The sequence below is a fragment of the Roseibium sp. MB-4 genome, from assembly GCF_053005265.1.
This window is the reverse complement of record NZ_JBRKQB010000002.1, coordinates 859,104-876,563: the sequence shown is the minus strand read 5'-3', so window position 1 is coordinate 876,563 and position 17,460 is coordinate 859,104. Positions and strand designations below refer to the sequence as shown.

The window sequence follows — 17,460 nt, the reverse complement described above, 5'->3', positions numbered from 1 at the left end:
AACTCTAATGATAAGAAGTCTATATACCTCCTACCAGCGAACTGGAAAGAGGAATTTTTAGATTTATGTGTGGCATTTGCGGTGAAGTTGTTTTCTCGTCAGGGCAAGCCGATACAAGCCGGGTCGACCGTATGGCGCAAGCAATGGCCGCTCGCGGTCCCGATGCGATGGGAGTTACTATGCGCGGCCGGGTCGCGTTCGGACACCGGCGTTTGAAAATCATTGATTTGAGTGACCAGGGCGCGCAACCGATGCAAGATCCGGAACTGGGCCTTTCGCTCGTCTTCAATGGTTGCATCTACAATTATCAAGAGCTGCGTGCGGAGCTCTCCGCAAAAGGCTACCGGTTTTTCTCTACCAGTGACACAGAGGTCATTCTGAAGTCATGGAAGGAGTGGGGCCCTGACTGTTTCACCAGATTCCACGGCATGTTTGCCGTTGCCATCCACGAACATGACAGCGGCCGCATCCACCTGGCTCGCGACCGTTTTGGCATCAAGCCCCTTTATCTCTCAGAGGCCGACGGCCGTTTGGCATTCGCCTCGTCGCTTCCGGCACTACTCAAGGGCGGAAACATCGATCGATCGATCGATAAGGTTGCGCTTCAGCATTACATGAGTTGGCACTCTGTTGTCCCGGCTCCGCGGACCATTCTGAATGGCGTGCGGAAGTTGGGCCCTGCGACCGTGCGGACATACGAGACAGACGGATCTTTTAAAGATGCAGTCTATTGGGAGCCGGATTTCCGCAAGTCAGAAGAAGATGTCAACCGGTCGGCAGACGACTGGCGCGACCTTGTACTTGAAGGTTTGCGCAAGGCCGTCCGCCGCCGAATGGTCGCGGACGTCCCGGTCGGCGTCTTGCTGTCAGGCGGGGTCGATTCCAGCTTGATTGTTGGTCTTCTGGCAGAGGAGGGCCAGAAGGATCTCGCGACGTTCTCGATCGGCTTCGAGGAAGCGAATGGAGAAAAGGGCGACGAATTTCAGTATTCGGACCTGATCGCCAATCACTACGGGACCAACCACAACAAGATCTTCATCCCGTCGTCTGAGCTTTTGGACAATCTGCCGGGCGCCATTGGAGCGATGTCAGAGCCGATGGTGTCATATGACAACATCGGGTTCTATTTGCTGTCTCGCGAAGTCTCCAAACACATCAAGGTTGTTCAATCTGGGCAGGGCGCGGACGAGGTGTTCGGCGGATATCACTGGTATCCGAAACTGACCGGTTCGAACCAGCCAGTCGCCGATTACGCCGACGCGTTTTTTGACCGGTCCGAAGAACAATTGAACGAAGCAATTTCGCCGGACTATCACTGTGACCGCAATGAGAGTATTGCGTTCGTTGAAAGCAATTTTGGCATGCCGGGTGCTGATGATCCGGTGGACAAGGCATTGCGCCTCGACACCAATGTCATGCTGGTCGATGATCCGGTGAAGCGCGTTGACAATCATTCCATGGCTTGGGGACTTGAGGCTCGCGTGCCGTTTCTCGACCATGAACTGGTTGAACTGGCAGGGCGCATTCCGTCAGAGCACAAGCTTGCCCAGGACGGCAAAGGCGTTCTGAAGGAAGCTGCGCGTCTTGTCGTACCATCTGAAGTTATCGACCGTCCGAAGGGGTACTTCCCTGTACCCGCGCTCAAATACATCCAGGGCCCTTACCTGGAAATGGTGCGTGAAACGCTGACGAACGGCAAAGCCAAAGGCCGAGGTTTGTTCAACCCGGCCTATCTGGACAAGCTGTTCGAGAACCCGACACATTACATCACTAAGCTGCGGGGCTCTGAGCTCTGGCAGGTTGCTCTGCTGGAAATGTGGCTGCAGGAGCAGGAGGCCTAACGCGTGTCAGAAAAAACACCGTCCCGGGTCAAGGGGGCACTGGAGCATCGTCTCAAGCGGATGCGGGATCACGGCATGAAACCGGAGTACCGCGCCGATGAGACGGATATGCCTGTCAACCAAACCATCAATTGCGGATGGGGACGTTTGTTGTTCGGAAATACTTTCGCTGAGCCGGAAGCGCTTGTGGAGGCGCTTCGCGATGAGCGCCCGGACAGGCGGGATATCGCGTTTTATGTGCGCGATCCGCATGTGGTGGTTGGGCTTGCGCCTCAGGAGCTGTTCCTCGATCCTTCACATACCTACCGGTTGAACTTATCTACCTACCGATCAGCAAAAGACACTCGGAGGGGCTTCACGGTTCGCCGGTTGTCCTCACGCAGTGACGCGGAGCAAATCAACGCGCTCTATGCGAGCCGGGGCATGGTGCCGGTTTCTGAAGACTTCTTTTGGTCACAGCTTGATCCACGGGAAATCACTGTACTCGTCGCGGAGGAAGATGAAACCGGCAACATCGTCGGGACGGCAATGGGCGTTGATCACCAACGCGCGACAAGTGGTGCGGAGCTCGGGTCATCACTTTGGTGCCTTGCGGTCTCTGCCCAGGCGCGCTTTCCCGGTATCGGAGAAGCGTTGGTCCGCAGGCTCGCCGAAGTGTTTCAGGCGCGGGGCAACCCGCACATGGATCTTTCGGTAATGCACGACAATGACATGGCTATTGCGCTTTACGAAAAGCTCGGCTTTGAACGGGTTCCGGTCTTTACCGTGAAGCTCAAGAACCCGATCAACGAAGCGCTTTACGCGGGGCCCGCGACGGAAGAAAAACTCAATCCTTATGCAACATTGATCGTCAATGAAGCACGCCGCCGTGGGATCAATGCCCAGATCATTGATGCAGAAGGCGGCTTCTTCCGGTTGTCTTACGGCGGCCGGTCAGTGCGCTGCCGGGAATCCTTGAGTGAATTTACCACCGCAGTTGCCATGTCGATCTGCGACGACAAGGCTTCTACACGGCGCATCGTGGAGGCCGCAGGTCTGTCCGTTCCGGATCAGATGACAGTGGGCGAGGGCGACTTGAAAGCGTTTTTGCAGCGGCATGGTTCTGTGGTTGTGAAGCCGACCCGTGGTGAGCAAGGCAAGGGCATCGCCATAGGTCTGGAAACGCTTGAAGATGTCGAAGCTGCGATCGATGTTGCCCGAACCTTTTCCAATGAGGTGCTGGTCGAAGAATGCGTTCAAGGATCTGATCTCAGGCTCGTGGTGATTGACTACAAGGTGGTGGCGGCGGCAATCCGCAAACCGGCTGAAATCATGGGCAACGGCAAAAGCACCGTGAGGGATCTCATTCATGCGCAATCCCGCCGCCGTGCGGCCGCAACAGGCGGGGAATCCCGCATCCTGATTGACGACGAAGCCGAGCGGTGTTTGGCATCGGCCGGCTTTACGTTGGAAGATGTCCTGCCCGACGGGCAGCGCTTGGCGGTCCGACGGACGGCCAATTTGCACACCGGCGGAACTATTCATGATGTTACCGGCGAAACGCACAGCACCTTGATTGAGGCGGCTGTGCGGGCGGCAAAGGCAATTCAGATCCCGGTGACGGGGATTGACCTCATGGTGAAAAGCCCACGGGAGCCAGAGTACAACTTCATTGAAGCCAATGAACGTCCGGGTCTGGCAAATCATGAACCGCAGCCAACGGCTGAACGCTTTGTCGATTTCCTGTTTCCGCTATCCATGCCAAAGCCGGCGCGGGACACCTTGCAACGTGAGTTTTCATGACATTGCTTACCATCGATATCGATTATCTGGCCAAGACGCTGAAAAGCCTTCTCGGGATTCCGAGCCCGACGGGCTACACAGACGAGTTGGCGCGGTTTGTTTCCAAAGAGCTTGAGCGTCTCGGGGTCTTTTATGAGGTGACGCGGCGCGGCGCCATCCGCGCACGTCTGGATGGTGCGAAATCCAAGCCCGCCCGGGCTTTCGTGGCACACTTGGACACCCTCGGCGCACAGGTCAAAACGCTGAAGGAAAACGGGCGGCTTGAGCTGGTGCCCATCGGTCACTGGTCTGCACGCTTTGCAGAAGGTGCCCGGACGACGATCTTCTCTGAAAGCGGCGCCTATACCGGAACGATCCTGCCATTAAAGGCTTCCGGCCATACGTTTAATGAAGGCATCGACAATCTTCCGGTCGGCTGGGATTACGTTGAGCTGAGAGTTGATGCCTATTCGAAATCAGCTGACGACCTGCACCGCCTTGGGATCGACATTGGTGATATCGTTGCCATCGATCCAGCCCCGGAGTTTCTCGAAAACGGCTTCATCGTCTCCCGGCACTTGGACAACAAAGCCGGGGTTGCAGTGATGCTGGCAGCACTCAAGGCCATGGTGGAATCCGAGACGAAGCCGACGGTCGATATTTTTTGGCTGTTCACAATCGCGGAAGAGACAGGGCACGGCGCGACTTCGATTTTGACGCCGGACATTGCATCCCTTGTAGCCATCGACAACGGAACATCCGCACCGGGGCAAAACTCCGATGAATTCGGCGTAACGATTGCGATGGCTGATCAAACCGGTCCGTTTGACTACCATCTGACCCGCAAAATGGCTCAGCTGTGCCGGGACAACGAGATAAAATTCCAAAAGGATGTCTTCCGGTACTATCGGTCAGATGCAGCTTCTGCGATTGAAGCTGGTGCAGATGTTCGCACGGCTCTGATTACCTTTGGCATCGATGCGAGCCACGGCTACGAGCGGATCCATATGCACGCGCTTCGCTCTCTCGCCGAACTATGTACCGGTTATGCGCTCAGTCCTGTTGAAATCGCACGGGATGCGCGGGAATTCGCGGGAATGAAAGGCTTCACGACACAGCCGACGGAAGATGCCGATCAGGACCTTAGCCCGGAAACGGAAGAGCCTGGCGCTGAGGCGTCATAGACTCTTCGCAGGCTTCCACATATCAAACGAGCCCGGCCAATTGAGGGGTCACTTGAAACGCTCCCTCCTTTGACCGGGTGATTGCCAGCGGCATTTCGAAGGTCGGGGTCAGTGTCTTTTCCGAAAAGACATTCTCAAGTGAACCGTGCTGCACCTTCGACCCATTCTTCATGACAAGGATCTTGTCGGCAAAAGCAGCTGTTAAGTTCAGATCATGCATCACCGCGATCACGCCGCCGCCGCGCCGGGAATAGTCTTTTGCAAGTTTCATGATCTGATACTGGTGCTTGATGTCGAGGCTCGACACCGGCTCATCCAGGAATAGCCAGCGCGGCGTTCCATCTTCCGCGACCGGATCCCAAACCTGGCAGAGTACACGGGCCAATTGCGCCCGTTGTTGTTCACCGCCGGACAAGTCTTGGTAGGTACGGGCCTCAAAACCCGGAAGACCAACAAGGGCCAAGGCTTCGGCAATACGGTGAGCCCGTGCAAGGCGGCCTTGCCTTCGGTCCAGAATGCCGAGGCCAATAACTTCCGAAACAGTGAGAGGAAACGACAAGTGGCTCGCTTGGGGCAAGACGCCCCGTGCCAACGCTTGAGTTTCCGGCGACAGGCTTGCAACTTCGTGTCCGCCCAACTGAATGCTGCCGGAGTAAGGCCGTTCTCCTGTGATGGCCTTTAACAGTGTGGTCTTGCCCGACCCGCTTGGTCCTATGATGGCCAACAGTTCTCCAGCGTGCGCACTGAAGGACATATCGTTTACAATGCAGCTGCTACCCAAGGTGATCTGCACGTCCCTGACGTCCAAGGCTTGGGCAGTGGTGAGTGGTTCTTCAGCGAGGATTGAAGTGTTGGTCATAAGCCCGTCAATCCTCTGTTCCGCAATAAAATCCATAGGAAGAATGGTGCGCCAACAAAGGCGGTGATGATGCCGATCGGCAGTTCTGCAGGGGCAACGATTGTCCGCGCCAGAGTGTCTGCGCCAATCAGCAGGATAGCTCCGAGCAGCGCGGCTGCGGGCAAGAGGTATTTGTGATCCGGACCAATCGATAGCCGCAACAGATGTGGCACGACGATCCCGACAAATCCGATCCCCCCGCTTACGGCGACCGATGCGCCGGTCGCCGCTGCGACCAGAAGAATGCTGATATTTTTAAGCCGCTGAACCCGGATGCCAATGTGAGCGGCCGCTGCTTCGCCCAGTGTCAGCGCATTGAGGCCTCTGGCAAGGAAGGGTGTCGCCAAGAGCATGGTCAGGATGATCGGCGCAGCTGATGCCACTTTTTCCCAGTTTGCTCCGGCAAGAGAACCAAGCCCCCAAAATTGCAAGTCGCGGAGTTGATTGTCGTCGGCCACATACACGAGGAGGCCGGTGATCGCGCCGGTCAATGCGCCAAGGGCGATCCCGGCGAGCAACAGTGTGGCAACAGATGTGAAGCCGCCCCTTGTGCCAATCCGGTAGAGCAGCAAAGTGTTGATCAGCCCGCCTGCAAACGCGGCAAACGGGATAGCATAGATGCCGAGGACCGCCATGGCTGGCGCCAGCGCGGCATTGCCCAAAACGATGAACAGAGCAGCCCCGAGACCAGCGCCTGCAGACACGCCGACAATTCCAGGGTCTGCCAAAGGGTTGCGAAACAATCCCTGCATCACCGCACCGGAGACCGCGAGCGCCGCACCGATCAGCGCCCCGAGAGTGATCCTTGGCAACCGGATGTCCATCACGACAATCCAATCCCGTGCGGAAACCGTCTCCGGCAGCGGCGCGGACGGATTCGCCAGATGGCTCGGGATATGAGGTAAAAGGTCGAATACCGGAACCAAGATGGGCCCTGTCGCCAAGCTGCCGATCATCGTCACAATCAAGAGCATGGCGAGTGCTGCGATTACCCAGCGGGCAATGCTTGCCCGATCTCCGTGTTTCAAGGCCGTGAGCCCAAAAATGGCGGCCAGTCCACCCTCTTGCCGCGGCAAAGACGCATCGGTCATCCCGCCTAACTCCGTATTTCAGAAAGGTTCTGAGCAAGATCCTGGATAGCGTCTGCGGTGCGTGGTCCGAAGCCAAGCAGGTAGTCTCCTGGCATCTTTAAGAGACGGTTGGCCTTGCCTGCAGGTGTTTGCGCAAGAGCTGGGTGAGAGAAGAGGTCATCTGCCGACGCGCTGTGATCTCCTTCCCGATCCATCATCAAGACGACGTCCGGCATCGCGCTCAGGATCGCCTCGTCGCTGAGCTGTTTGTAGCCCGAGAACTCGCTGACTGCGTTCTTTGCGCCTGCCAGGGTGATAATGCCGTTGGCCGCTGTATCGGCTCCGCCAGCCATAATCCGTCCACCGCGCGTGGACAGCACAAACAGGACGCGGACGTTATCGTTCCGGCCAGCGGCTTGTTCTTGCGCAGTTTTGAGGTCGGCTTCAATCTTCTGCGTAAGAGCGTTGGCTTTTTCCGGAACGCCAAGGGCTTCGCCAACAGTCCGGATCTTCGCAACAATACCTTCCGGGGTGAACTCGTTCGGGACGTTTGCAATAGCAATTCCTGATTTCTCCAAAACGTCGACCGCCTCCTGCGGGCCACTACCGTCCAGCATCAAAAGCAGATCGGGATCAACGGAGAGGACACCCTCCGGGGACAATGCGCGGATATAACCGATATCGGGCAAATCATGGGCCTCTTGCGGATGAACACTGGTTGAGTCTCTGGCAACAAGACGGTGCTCTTCTTCTAGCGCGAACACCACTTCGGTCACGGAACCTCCAACTGCAACCACCCGTTTTGAGGCCTCATCCGCTGAGAGTGGATGAAGCGTGAGGCCAAGTGCCGTTGCCGTCAGGAGTGCCGCAGCGACGCACTCAAGATAGAGTGAACGAAGTCTGGTGGTCATTCGGCGGCTCCTAACGTGATAGCGTGATCGAGTTTTGGGAGGTTTTCGGCAAGGCCGCGCCAGTCGGATCGTTCGGTATTTTCTTCGCCGCGCACTCCGAAGAACTGGATGATTTGTTGACCGTCGCTGTCATAAGCTTCAATTGAAGTTACATGCCCGATATCTGCGGGTTTTCGAACGGCCCAGACATCATGAATGTGATCGGTTCGAAGATGCAGATGGAACGTCGGGTCCATGATGTTGATCCATGGTCCCTTTTCCAGGACATTTGCGATTTGGCCCGAGTGGATCTGGATGCATCCGCGGTTGCCAACGAAGCACATGATCGGGATTTGCTCTGAGGCTGCCAGGCGCAGCAGAGCTGGAACTGAACCTTTATCGAGTGGCCATGCCCAGCTTTCACCGGCAAGTTCAAAGGCACTTAACCGGTCCAGTTCGAGGTCTTTCAAAATGCCATGGAACTGGTGGGGATCTGTCATGGATCGCCAGCGGTCGCGGAGATGCATCTCCGCGTGAACAGTCGGCAATTTTCGTGAAAAGACCGGAGCCGGCGTGATATCCGGCAAGATCTCTGGCTGTTGATCTGGAAGCGTTAGAAGTGCGACGAGCTGATCCCAAGCGTCTTTGTTTGTGTCTGGCCGAGCATGGATTTTTTGGACCGCATCGCCGTGGGCATCAAAGAATTGCAGGGAACGACGGACATCCTCGCCCTCTCTTTTCTCAACGGCAAATCCGTGGACCCAATTTGCAGGAAACATACGCGTGTCGATTTGCTCTCCCAGCATGAGTGCAGCGCGCTTCCCATTTATGAATTTTTCAAACTCGCCAATTTTCTCATGTACGGCGCTTTCGTTCCGCGTGAGAGCCATAACGGGCCCAACATTTTGAAGCCCGGCAAAAAGAGCGTCGAACCTCGGATCAATCCGACTGGTGCCATGACCAACGAAGCTCGCAACCAGTTCAGCTTCGGAAATGCCAAGTGTCCGAGCGAGATCCCTTTCCCGCATTTTGGGTGCGTGCGCACGGGCTTTTCTGATCTCGGCTGCAGTGGGTCGAGAGGCGCTTTCTAAGCCATCTGCCGTCATCTGAATTTCCTCTTCCTTTGCCATAGACGTTCGATCCATCGGGCCCGTCTTGATTGTGGTGGCGTCACTAAGTGTTTGTCTCTGTTTCAAAAATTAGAACCTTTCCAAAGAAGTTCTTTTTCGATTCAGGCTCAGACTGATACTTGACTCCACTACTCATGTTTTATAGTGAACGCAATACCTGAGTCACTGACTCAAGTTAAAAATGCTGTTTGGCAGACAGCATAAAGGACGCGAAAACGCGCACTCTTGGAGAAATTTATGGGGCTCAGAAATACCCTTCGCGCCGATCTATTGGGCGGTGTTGCACTGTGGATGTTTGCTTTTGGTGGGGCGGCGTTCGCACAAGATGAAGTGGCAACGCCACTCCAGCGTATCGTTCTTGGAACAGGTGTTGAGAAAGTTGCAATTGATACACCGCAAGCGGTGACGGTTCTGGATCAGGACGCGATTGACAACGAACAGGCAGCGACGATCGGCGAGTTGTTCCGGGACATTCCGGGCGTGACGGTCATCGGCAGTGATCGCATCGGCGGGCAGTCTTTCAACATTCGCGGGATCGGCGATCTCGCGTCGTCCGATGAGTCCAAAATCATTGTGACCGTGGATGGTGCGACCAAGTTTTACGAGCAATATCGGCTCGGGTCCTTCTTCTCCGACCCAGAGCTCTACAAGCAGGTTGAGGTGTTGCGAGGTCCTGCCTCATCTACGCTCTATGGCGCGGGCGCATTGGGTGGGGTGATCAACTTTACCACCAAGGATCCGAGCGACTTTTTGAAAGCAGAAGATACAGCTGTCTTGCGGCTGAAGGGCATGTACGACTCCAACAAGTGGGGCTTTATGACCTCGGCTGTTGGCGCGGTGCGCCTTTCAGAAAACACAGAATTTCTTGTGAATGGCCTCTTCCGGAAATCGAATGACATTGAGGATGGACACGGGATTGAAATCCCCGGATCTGCATTTTCTTCGTTCTCTGGTCTAGCCAAGGTTGTCCACCATTTCGGCGAGGATAAGGAACAGGCTGTCCGCTTGTCTTACCAACGCTGGCAAAGCGACGCCGACGATACCCAATACTCACAAACCAACACTGCCGGTTTCGGTACGATCGATCGGGATATCACGGACCAGACTGTTGTCCTGAATTATGAAAATCCGGCGAGCGACAATCCCTATCTCGATCTGGCTGTAAACCTGTCTTTTTCGGATACACAAGTTGAGCAGAAAAACTCGTCGCTCGGGGCTTTCTCACCATCTCAGCTCTTTGAAGACGGAAAGTACGGTTATCGTACCTGGCAGGGAAAGGTCGAGAACACATTCGAGCATTCCGGATCAGCTTTTGAAAACTTCCTGACTGTCGGGACCCAGCTCTCTTATCAAGAGCGCACTGCACAGACGAGAAGTGGTGCCATCGGATTTCATCCGGAAGGCACAGATACCAAGATTGGGGTTTACGTACAGGACGAATTCATTTGGCAGGATCGGCTGACCCTCATCCCTGGTGTCCGCGTGGATTCGATTAACCTGTCGCCAGACAGTATGATTGATGGCGCGTCGGATCAGTCCGAGGTTGCTTTCTCGCCAAAACTTGCTGCGCTTTACAAGTTCAACGACACGTTCTCAATTTTCGGATCAGTTGCTCATACTGAACGTGCTCCGACACTTGATGAAATGTTCTCCACGTCCGGGGCGACACGTTCTTATCCGGGCGGACGGTTTGCAAGTCTGAACCTGGATAAGGAACAGTCCAACGCCGTTGAGGCGGGCTTTTCCGTATCAGCCTTTGATCTTGTTCAGGATGGTGACGGCCTTCAGCTCAAAACCACTGCGTTTTACAACGATCTGAAAGACCTCATTTCAACCAACCCCAACCAGGGCCAGATCACGCCAGTCCGCTATTACGTCAATATCGATAAGGCGGAGATCTATGGTGTCGAGATGGAGGCGGCCTATAACTCCGAGTACGTTTACAGCACCGTCGCCTTCAGCATTGTCCGGGGTGAAGACAAGTCTACCGGCGAAACGCTGACGTCCATTCCGGCTGACACGCTTGCCGTGACGCTGGGCGGACGTGTGCCGCAGTATGATCTTGATTTTGGATGGCGCGGCCTCTTTGCCGCGAGCATCGACACAGGCGCGACCGCAGGGCCCTTTGCCGGCTATGCCGTTCACGATGTCTTCGCCAGCTGGAAGCCCCAGGAAGGTCACTTTGCCGGCATGGAGCTGCGGGCGGCGGTCGAGAACATCTTTGACAAGTCTTACCAAAACAATCTGGCCGGCGACAAAGGTCGCGGCCGGACCTTCAAACTCACCCTGAACAAGGAAATCAGCTGGTGAGGTAACTGTTGGCCAGCTCAGCATCTCCGGTCGACGAATTGTTGCTGAAGATGTTGAGCTGGTCTCACTCTAGAAAGGTTGAAGGCATGATCTCAGAGCTAACTCATCAAATCGCATCGTTTCTTCAGCTTGGCGGGCCCGTGGTTACCGTCATTGCTGGATTGTCAGTGATCGCTTTGGCTTTAATCCTGGTCAAAGCGTTTGAGTTTTTAGTTTTGGGTGTCGGGTCGAGCCGCCGTGCCAAGACAGGGGTAAAACTCTGGTTGTCTCATAGGCCAGGGGACGCACTCGCGGCGATAGGTATGCCGAAAAGTGCAGCTGACAAGGCTGTCCTGACTGCTTGCAAGCTCCTAGAAAGCCGGAACAGCAAATCGGAAATAGAGGAGCGGGTCGGGGTCCAGGCAGCCGGCGACTTGCACCACTTTGCAAAGGGTGTTCGTGCCCTTGAGGCCATTGCACAAGTCGCACCACTCATTGGTCTATTCGGGACGGTGCTTGGCATGATCGAGGCCTTTCAAGCATTGCAATCTGCGGGTAGCAACGTTGACCCATCCGCGCTTGCCGGTGGAATTTGGGTTGCCCTCATGACCACGGCAGCCGGGCTCGCCGTTGCAATGCCTGTGTCGTTGGTGGTGACCTGGCTGGAGGGGCGGCTTGAAGCAGAACGGGTCGCGATTGAGACACTGACATCCGCCTTGCTTCTGCCCTCCATAGATCGCGGTATTGAGCAATCGGAAGGTCTGCCGGCAGGAGCTGCGCTCTCCTATGCGCGTTGAACAACTTCCCAAAAAACATCGTGCAATCTCACTCACTCCCTTGGTGGACGTGATTTTCCTCTTGCTGTTGTTCTTCATGCTGTCATCGACGTTCACGCAGTTTGGGCAAGTGGAAGTTGGTGCGCCTGCAGCTGCAGGCGGATCGAAGGCCTTGCCAAAGGCGATTTTGATGGTCGAGCCAGATCGTTTGCGTCTCAATGGGACAATTGTCGCGCAAGACGACCTTGCAGCTGAAGTCTCTGCTCTCACTGAGACCGGTAACGACAGCCTTTTTGTTTACATTCAAGGATCGAGCAGTACGCAGCGGCTTGTGACAGTCATGTCGGATCTAAAATCTGTGTCCGGGCTGAACATCACTGTTGCAGGGCCCAAATGATCACTTTGCCCCGGAAATCCGAGAAGCGTCCGCTTGAGACCACGATCTCATTGATCAACATCGTGTTCTTGATGCTGATCTTCTTCCTGGTCGCCGGACAATTGGCTCCGCCTTTGGACGAACAGGTCGACCTGTCAAAGTCTGAGGAGGCACCGCCTTTGCCGCCGCCTGATGCGCTTTACGCTCGGGCCGATGGAACCCTGGTCTATCGAGACGACGAGATTGGTGCAGAAGCATTTCTGGAGCTCCAGGCCCCGACCAGAGATGGGATTGTACGTTTGGGCGCAGATGCGGCATTGCCAGCAGATATACTGCTAAGCCATGTCGCGGCACTCTATGCTGCCGGAGCGCGCAAGGTGCTGATTGTCACCCGCAAGGCAGATCCATGAGCTTATTCCGAAACGCACTCGGGCTAGCGATCTGTGTTTCACTTGCAGTTCATGTCGGTGCCGTCGCCCTGACGCTCAAGGCCAAACCTGAATTAGGGGTTGCCGGGGCAGGCGAGACGATCACGATCATGCTTGGGAGCGCTCCCTTTAGCACGATCTCAGCAGGTTCAACGCCGCAAGCAGAAGCCTCCCTGACGGTCGAGCAAACTGCCGAAAAGGCTGCTCCGGTTCGGCCTGTCCCCGTATCTGAGGTCGCACCACCGCCTGAACCTTTTTCCGCGACGACGGTGGTTTCAGCACCGCCGGCAGACAGTGTGCCGGCAGTAGAGGCCGTTCCGATCGCAGAGGTAAATGGCAACTTTCGAGCGGTGACAGAACAGAAACCAGTTGCTGAAATCACCGAGGAGCCTGCTCCCGAAAGGACCCGGGTCAAGGCTGTCGGCTTAGAAGCCGAACCGCCACAGAGCGACATTGCGGCGGTCCCAAAGGACCCTGTCAAAGCAGTCCCGGTAAACGGCACGCAGACCAAAAAGGAAGTTGATCCGGTACCCGATGTGGTAACCCCGGCAGAGCAGGCAAAGCCGGTCGAAGCGTCTGAAACCGCTGTTTCACCGCCACGGCGAAAACCGTCGCCGCCAAAGACGCAGGTTGCCAAGGTGCAAAAAAAACCTGCAAAGCAAGCAGCAAAAAAGCTTGCAAAAGTTAAGCAGGAAAAGGCGCAAACGGCACGCCGGGAAGGTGCGGGGGGGCAATCCAATCGAACGGCGCAAAAGGGTGGATCAGCGCGCAAAGGAAAAGCGAAGGCGGCCGGGAATTCAGAGGTCACCAACTATCCGGCCAAGGTCCATCGCAAGGTACTACGCTCCGTGCGCACACCGCGTAGCCTTGGACGGTTGGCGAAGGACGCTCAGGTCCGTTTCACGGTTAAAGCCAATGGCAGTGTTACTGGCGTGCGCCTTGTCAAATCTTCCGGAAACAAGGCATTCGACCAGGCAGCCCTCAAGTCCGTGCAACGTGCGGCGCCATACCCCGGGATCCCGGCGGCCGCCAAAAAAGCCTCTTGGACGTTCACCTTGCCAATTGGAGCACGTTGAACCAGGTCGGCTATCGGGCCTGCAGTTTTTCATCCATTTCACGGATGAGCGCTCGGGCTTCATCGCCCTCGGGGATTGGGCGGCCGCTGTCACGCCAATCGATTGCCGCCTTGAAACCTTCTGTTTGCGCGTAGCGCCGGAACCACAGGCCTTCCGGATTGTGCCGGGTGATGCCGTCAAAGATCGTTGCCGACATCTGAGCTTGTTCAAGTCCCATGGTCAGCATGATCTGATTGACGACCATCTTGTGCATGGCAAGGTGGCCGGATGGAATGCCTGCGATCCGCGCTGCAAGCGCGTTTGATTTTTTATCCAACTCACTTGCCGGACACGTAATGTTGGCCAGTCCCCATTCTGCAGCCGTCGTGCCTGTGATCAGGTCACCGGTGAACATCAGTTGCTTGGCTCGTGCGGGACCAAGGCGGTAAGTCCACATCGCGGTGGTTGGGCATCCCCAGACGCGGGTCGGCATATACCCGATGCGGGCGTCCTCTGCCATGACCAGAAGATCGCAGCAAAGTGCGATATCGCTCCCTCCGGCAACCGCGGCACCGTGGACCTTGGCAATCGTGGGTTTTCTGCAACGCCACAGTGACATGAAGTCTTCTGTGTTTCGCTTCATCACCGCATAATCGACCATTGGATCCCAGGGATCGCTCTCCTGCTGGCAGGGGTGGTCGACTTCATTTTCAGCATAATGTGTCAGATCGTAGCCACCGCAAAAGCCTTTGCCCGCGCCCTCAACAATAACGACATGGACGTCCCTGTTGCTCTCAGCCCACTCGACAGCAGCGCGGATTTCCCGGGGGGTGTCATCGTTGATTGCATTGAACCGCTCCGGCCGGTTCAACAGCAGCCTGGCAACACGTTCATTTGCCGGACACAGGTCAATACTCAGTGTCGAAAACGCGGGCATGTAATCCTCCTCCCAAGACCGTAGAGCAGGTTCCATATTTGCAACTGAGATAAAAGCAGTCAACGCTGACTGTTTATTTTGGTTTTGGGTCTAACCGGCTATGTGCGATCTGCAGCCAGCAGGTTTCTGAGGGTCTCGATCCAGTCTTCGATCAACTGATTGCGGAGGGTTTGGTCATTCCTAAGCAGGGAGGAAAGGGTGAGGCCCCGGATAAATTCGATCGTCAAACCGATTGCCTTCTCGGCTCCAGGCTGATCAAGCAGCCCCTCAAAAAGCTGTGTGAGGACGCGATCGCGGTCTGCGATGGCATCTTGTTCTGCAGATCTTAGAGCGGTGCGGAGCGCTGGGTCCGCGCGGGAGGCAATCCAGAGTTCCAGTTCTGCAAGAAAGGAAGGATGCGCGTAGGCGTTGGCCAGTGTGCGTACGGATCTTGTGAGTGGGTCGGCTACATCTTTGAGCTTTTCAGCTTCGCTCCAGACCGCGTTCTCATTGAGTTCAATCAACCGGCTGATCGTCATGGACAACAGATCGGCGTGTGTTGGGAAATGGTGCAGAAACGCGCCACGACTGACACCAGCGCGTTTTTGGACTTCCAAGGTTGTTGTTTTGGAAAGGCCGAGTTCGATGAGAACCTCGACAGCAGCGCACAATATTTTGGTGCGGGTTACCGCACTTCTTTTCTGCTGAAGCGGTTTCTTGGTAGCGGCTTGGTTGTGTGCGTCAGATTGAATGATCAGGCCTTCGTCATTCTGCTTGGAGGTTAGACTAGCTGAAAAACAGCTTAGCTCTCAAGAAAACGGAATGCGAAGGCCTGTGCAAGTTAAGCGGTGCAGAGGTGGCAAGCAACTTTGGCCTTGCCATTGTCGAACTCGCGCACGGCCGGACGTTCCTGACGGCAGCGGTCCTCGGTCAACGTGCACCGGGGATGGAAGCTGCACCCCGAAGGTTTGTTGATCGGATCCGGGATTTCTCCAGACACAATCTCCGCCGTTCGTCCGAACGCGTCGATATGCGGGGCGGCATCCATAAGCATGCGCGTGTAGGGATGACGCGGGTTTTCGAACAGCGAGTCACGGTCCGCAACTTCGACCAGTCGGCCGAGATACAAGACACCAATTTCATCGGCCATATAGCGGATCACGGAAAGATCGTGACTGATGAAGAGGTAAGTCAGGCCGAGTTCTCGCTGCAATGTCTTCATCAGGTTCAAGACCTGACTTTGCACGGATACATCAAGCGCGGAGGTCGGTTCGTCGCAGACGATGAATTCCGGATTGGATGCAAGCGCTCGGGCAATCGCGATCCGCTGCCGCTGGCCGCCGGAAAACTCGTGCGGGAACTTCTCGCCATCGGATTTCGCGAGACCCACCTGATCAAGCAACTCTGCGACCCGTTTGTCAACTTCGCTTGCTGGCATCAGCTCAAAGGCCCGGATCGGTTCACCGATGATATGACGGACACGCCAGCGCGGGTTGAGTGAGGCGTACGGGCTCTGGAAGATCATCTGGATGCGGCGGCGCATGGCCAGCTTGCGCTTTTGGTCCTTGATGGCGAAGAAATCTTCCCCGTCGATCAGGACCTGACCGCTGGTCGGCTTTTGAAGACCAACGATCATCCGGCCAATGGTTGATTTGCCCGATCCACTCTCACCCACCAGAGCAAACGTCTTGCCCTTCGGAATGTCGAAATCAACGGTGTCGACCGCTGTCAGAAATCGCTTGGATTCCATTGCCAGCATCCGGTTCAGCCATGGCTTGGACACGTCAAAAACTGCGCCCAGACTCCGCGCACTGATTAAAGGGGTGTCGCCGGTCATTCAGACGCTCCGGAGATTTCTTTTTCGATTTGTTTGTAGGCCGGGTCGTAGAGCCAGCAGGCGACTTCACTGCCATTCACGGGTTCGAGAACCGGAATGTCATTGAAACAGGCCGAAATGGCTTTGGTGCACCGCTGATTAAACGCGCAACCTTTCGGAATGGCCCGAAGGTTCGGCATGGAGCCGGGGATTTGGCTGAGCGTCTGTAACGATCCGGTTGTCGATGGTGTGGAGGCCATCAAGCCGACAGTGTAGGGGTGCGATGGCGCGCTCAATACGTTCCGGGTCGGCCCTATCTCCGCGATCCGGCCTGCATAAAGAACAGCAACGCGGTCTGTTGTTTCCGCGATCACGCCCATGTCGTGCGTGATCAGAATAACCGCAGTCCCACGTTCCCGGCAGAGGCGCTTGAGCAGCGCCATGATCTGCGCTTGAACGGATACATCAAGCGCTGTCGTTGGTTCGTCCGCAATGATGAGTTCCGGCTCTGCTGCCAGAGCGAGTGAAATCACCACACGCTGGCGCATACCACCAGAGAATTGGTGCGGGTATGCGTCAATCCGTGTCGCCGCGGCCGGAATGCCCACTTCTTCAAGCAGCGCAATGGCCTTCGCTCGAGCATCGTTTTGCGAAAGGGGCAGGTGGGTGCGGATAGTTTGGATCAGCTGCTGGCCGACCGTCATCAAGGGATTGAGGCTGGTCAGCGGGTCCTGGAAGACCATGGCGATCTTCTTGCCCCGGATGCGGCGCATGCGCTCTTCGGGAAGATTGTCGATGCGCTCACCATCAAGGTGAATTTCACCGCCGCTGATCCGGCCAGGACGATCGATCAGGCCGATGATCGCGGAACCGCACATGGATTTACCGGCGCCGCTCTCACCAACGAGACCAAGGATCTCGCCAGCGCGCACTTCGAACCCGACCCGGTCGACGGGACGCAACACGCCATTGCGGGTTGGAAACTCGACGATGAGGTCGGAGACTTTAAGGAGTGGAGTATCTGACACTG

The 17,460-nt window shown here is 56.0% G+C and carries 16 protein-coding genes; 8 read left to right on the top strand and 8 right to left on the bottom strand.

Annotated features, from left to right (window positions below; genetic code table 11):
* Window positions 1–65 precede the first annotated feature (65 nt).
* From ACVDG4_RS15215 to ACVDG4_RS15205, 3 genes are read left to right on the top strand one after another with little or no spacing between them, the layout of a single operon-like run.
* A complete protein-coding gene (locus ACVDG4_RS15215; RefSeq protein ID WP_447235695.1) occupies window positions 66–1,841 on the top strand; it encodes an N-acetylglutaminylglutamine amidotransferase in 1,776 nt (591 codons plus the stop codon).
* A 3-nt stretch (window positions 1,842–1,844) separates the two neighbouring features.
* Entirely contained in the window at window positions 1,845–3,623 is a 1,779-nt protein-coding gene (gene ngg / locus ACVDG4_RS15210; protein ID WP_447235694.1) for an N-acetylglutaminylglutamine synthetase, read from the top strand.
* Window positions 3,620–4,786, top strand: coding sequence for an osmoprotectant NAGGN system M42 family peptidase (locus ACVDG4_RS15205; RefSeq protein ID WP_447235693.1), 1,167 nt, complete (start codon window positions 3,620–3,622; stop codon window positions 4,784–4,786). The genes ngg and ACVDG4_RS15205 overlap by 4 nt, the downstream gene beginning before the upstream one ends.
* Window positions 4,787–4,808: 22 nt before the next feature.
* Here ACVDG4_RS15205 and ACVDG4_RS15200 read toward each other — a convergent pair whose 3' ends face one another.
* The 4 genes from ACVDG4_RS15200 to ACVDG4_RS15185 are packed head-to-tail and all read right to left on the bottom strand — an operon-like array spanning window position 4,809 to window position 8,789.
* Entirely contained in the window at window positions 4,809–5,645 is an 837-nt protein-coding gene (locus tag ACVDG4_RS15200; RefSeq protein WP_447235692.1) for a heme ABC transporter ATP-binding protein, read from the bottom strand.
* Entirely contained in the window at window positions 5,642–6,775 is a 1,134-nt protein-coding gene (locus ACVDG4_RS15195) for a FecCD family ABC transporter permease (RefSeq protein WP_447235691.1), read from the bottom strand. Before ACVDG4_RS15195 ends, ACVDG4_RS15200 begins: the two co-directional genes overlap by 4 nt.
* Before the next feature lie 5 nt (window positions 6,776–6,780).
* Window positions 6,781–7,665 carry a heme/hemin ABC transporter substrate-binding protein gene (locus tag ACVDG4_RS15190; RefSeq protein ID WP_409693784.1) on the bottom strand — a complete coding sequence of 295 codons (885 nt, stop codon included), beginning with the start codon at window positions 7,663–7,665 and terminating at the stop codon, window positions 6,781–6,783.
* A complete protein-coding gene (locus ACVDG4_RS15185; protein WP_447235690.1) occupies window positions 7,662–8,789 on the bottom strand; it encodes a hemin-degrading factor in 1,128 nt (375 codons plus the stop codon). Before ACVDG4_RS15185 ends, ACVDG4_RS15190 begins: the two co-directional genes overlap by 4 nt.
* Window positions 8,790–9,011: 222 nt before the next feature.
* On the opposite strand from ACVDG4_RS15185, the gene ACVDG4_RS15180 reads away from it, so the two are divergent.
* The 5 genes from ACVDG4_RS15180 to ACVDG4_RS15160 all read left to right on the top strand — a co-directional run bounded on the left by ACVDG4_RS15180 (window position 9,012) and on the right by ACVDG4_RS15160 (window position 13,719).
* The gene (locus ACVDG4_RS15180; protein ID WP_447235689.1) at window positions 9,012–11,084 is read left to right on the top strand and encodes a TonB-dependent receptor, heme/hemoglobin family; all 2,073 of its coding nucleotides are present in this window, start codon (window positions 9,012–9,014) and stop codon (window positions 11,082–11,084) included.
* Between the two features lie 302 nt (window positions 11,085–11,386).
* Window positions 11,387–11,860 (top strand): MotA/TolQ/ExbB proton channel family protein, encoded by a 474-nt coding sequence (locus tag ACVDG4_RS15175; RefSeq protein WP_447235688.1) that lies wholly within the window; start codon window positions 11,387–11,389, stop codon window positions 11,858–11,860.
* On the top strand, window positions 11,850–12,236 hold the full coding sequence (locus tag ACVDG4_RS15170; protein ID WP_428523142.1) for an ExbD/TolR family protein: 387 nt from the start codon (window positions 11,850–11,852) through the stop codon (window positions 12,234–12,236). Before ACVDG4_RS15175 ends, ACVDG4_RS15170 begins: the two co-directional genes overlap by 11 nt.
* Window positions 12,233–12,625, top strand: coding sequence for an ExbD/TolR family protein (locus ACVDG4_RS15165; protein ID WP_447235687.1), 393 nt, complete (start codon window positions 12,233–12,235; stop codon window positions 12,623–12,625). The genes ACVDG4_RS15170 and ACVDG4_RS15165 overlap by 4 nt, the downstream gene beginning before the upstream one ends.
* Window positions 12,622–13,719, top strand: coding sequence for an energy transducer TonB (locus ACVDG4_RS15160; protein WP_447235686.1), 1,098 nt, complete (start codon window positions 12,622–12,624; stop codon window positions 13,717–13,719). Before ACVDG4_RS15165 ends, ACVDG4_RS15160 begins: the two co-directional genes overlap by 4 nt.
* A 10-nt stretch (window positions 13,720–13,729) precedes the next feature.
* On the opposite strand, the gene ACVDG4_RS15155 is transcribed toward ACVDG4_RS15160, so the two are convergent.
* From ACVDG4_RS15155 to ACVDG4_RS15140, 4 genes are all read right to left on the bottom strand, one after another.
* Window positions 13,730–14,635, bottom strand: a complete 906-nt coding sequence (locus ACVDG4_RS15155; protein ID WP_447235685.1) for a crotonase/enoyl-CoA hydratase family protein — start codon at window positions 14,633–14,635, stop codon at window positions 13,730–13,732.
* A 98-nt stretch (window positions 14,636–14,733) separates the two neighbouring features.
* The gene (locus ACVDG4_RS15150; protein WP_306147523.1) at window positions 14,734–15,285 is read right to left on the bottom strand and encodes a TetR/AcrR family transcriptional regulator; all 552 of its coding nucleotides are present in this window, start codon (window positions 15,283–15,285) and stop codon (window positions 14,734–14,736) included.
* Window positions 15,286–15,455: 170 nt separating this feature from the next.
* Entirely contained in the window at window positions 15,456–16,451 is a 996-nt protein-coding gene (locus ACVDG4_RS15145) for an ABC transporter ATP-binding protein (RefSeq protein WP_209179589.1), read from the bottom strand.
* Window positions 16,448–17,458 (bottom strand): ABC transporter ATP-binding protein, encoded by a 1,011-nt coding sequence (locus ACVDG4_RS15140; protein ID WP_209174547.1) that lies wholly within the window; start codon window positions 17,456–17,458, stop codon window positions 16,448–16,450. Before ACVDG4_RS15140 ends, ACVDG4_RS15145 begins: the two co-directional genes overlap by 4 nt.
* Window positions 17,459–17,460: the final 2 nt, after the last annotated feature.

Coding starts and splice junctions, on each gene's coding strand:
- ACVDG4_RS15215 (WP_447235695.1), top strand. CDS start 66: ATGTGTGGCATTTGCGGTGAAGTTGTTTTCTCGTCAGGGCAAGCCGAT.
- ACVDG4_RS15205 (WP_447235693.1), top strand. CDS start 3,620: ATGACATTGCTTACCATCGATATCGATTATCTGGCCAAGACGCTGAAA.
- ACVDG4_RS15200 (WP_447235692.1), bottom strand. CDS start 5,645: ATGACCAACACTTCAATCCTCGCTGAAGAACCACTCACCACTGCCCAA.
- ACVDG4_RS15195 (WP_447235691.1), bottom strand. CDS start 6,775: ATGACCGATGCGTCTTTGCCGCGGCAAGAGGGTGGACTGGCCGCCATT.
- ACVDG4_RS15190 (WP_409693784.1), bottom strand. CDS start 7,665: ATGACCACCAGACTTCGTTCACTCTATCTTGAGTGCGTCGCTGCGGCA.
- ACVDG4_RS15185 (WP_447235690.1), bottom strand. CDS start 8,789: ATGGATCGAACGTCTATGGCAAAGGAAGAGGAAATTCAGATGACGGCA.
- ACVDG4_RS15180 (WP_447235689.1), top strand. CDS start 9,012: ATGGGGCTCAGAAATACCCTTCGCGCCGATCTATTGGGCGGTGTTGCA.
- ACVDG4_RS15175 (WP_447235688.1), top strand. CDS start 11,387: ATGCCGAAAAGTGCAGCTGACAAGGCTGTCCTGACTGCTTGCAAGCTC.
- ACVDG4_RS15170 (WP_428523142.1), top strand. CDS start 11,850: ATGCGCGTTGAACAACTTCCCAAAAAACATCGTGCAATCTCACTCACT.
- ACVDG4_RS15165 (WP_447235687.1), top strand. CDS start 12,233: ATGATCACTTTGCCCCGGAAATCCGAGAAGCGTCCGCTTGAGACCACG.
- ACVDG4_RS15160 (WP_447235686.1), top strand. CDS start 12,622: ATGAGCTTATTCCGAAACGCACTCGGGCTAGCGATCTGTGTTTCACTT.
- ACVDG4_RS15155 (WP_447235685.1), bottom strand. CDS start 14,635: ATGCCCGCGTTTTCGACACTGAGTATTGACCTGTGTCCGGCAAATGAA.
- ACVDG4_RS15145 (WP_209179589.1), bottom strand. CDS start 16,451: ATGACCGGCGACACCCCTTTAATCAGTGCGCGGAGTCTGGGCGCAGTT.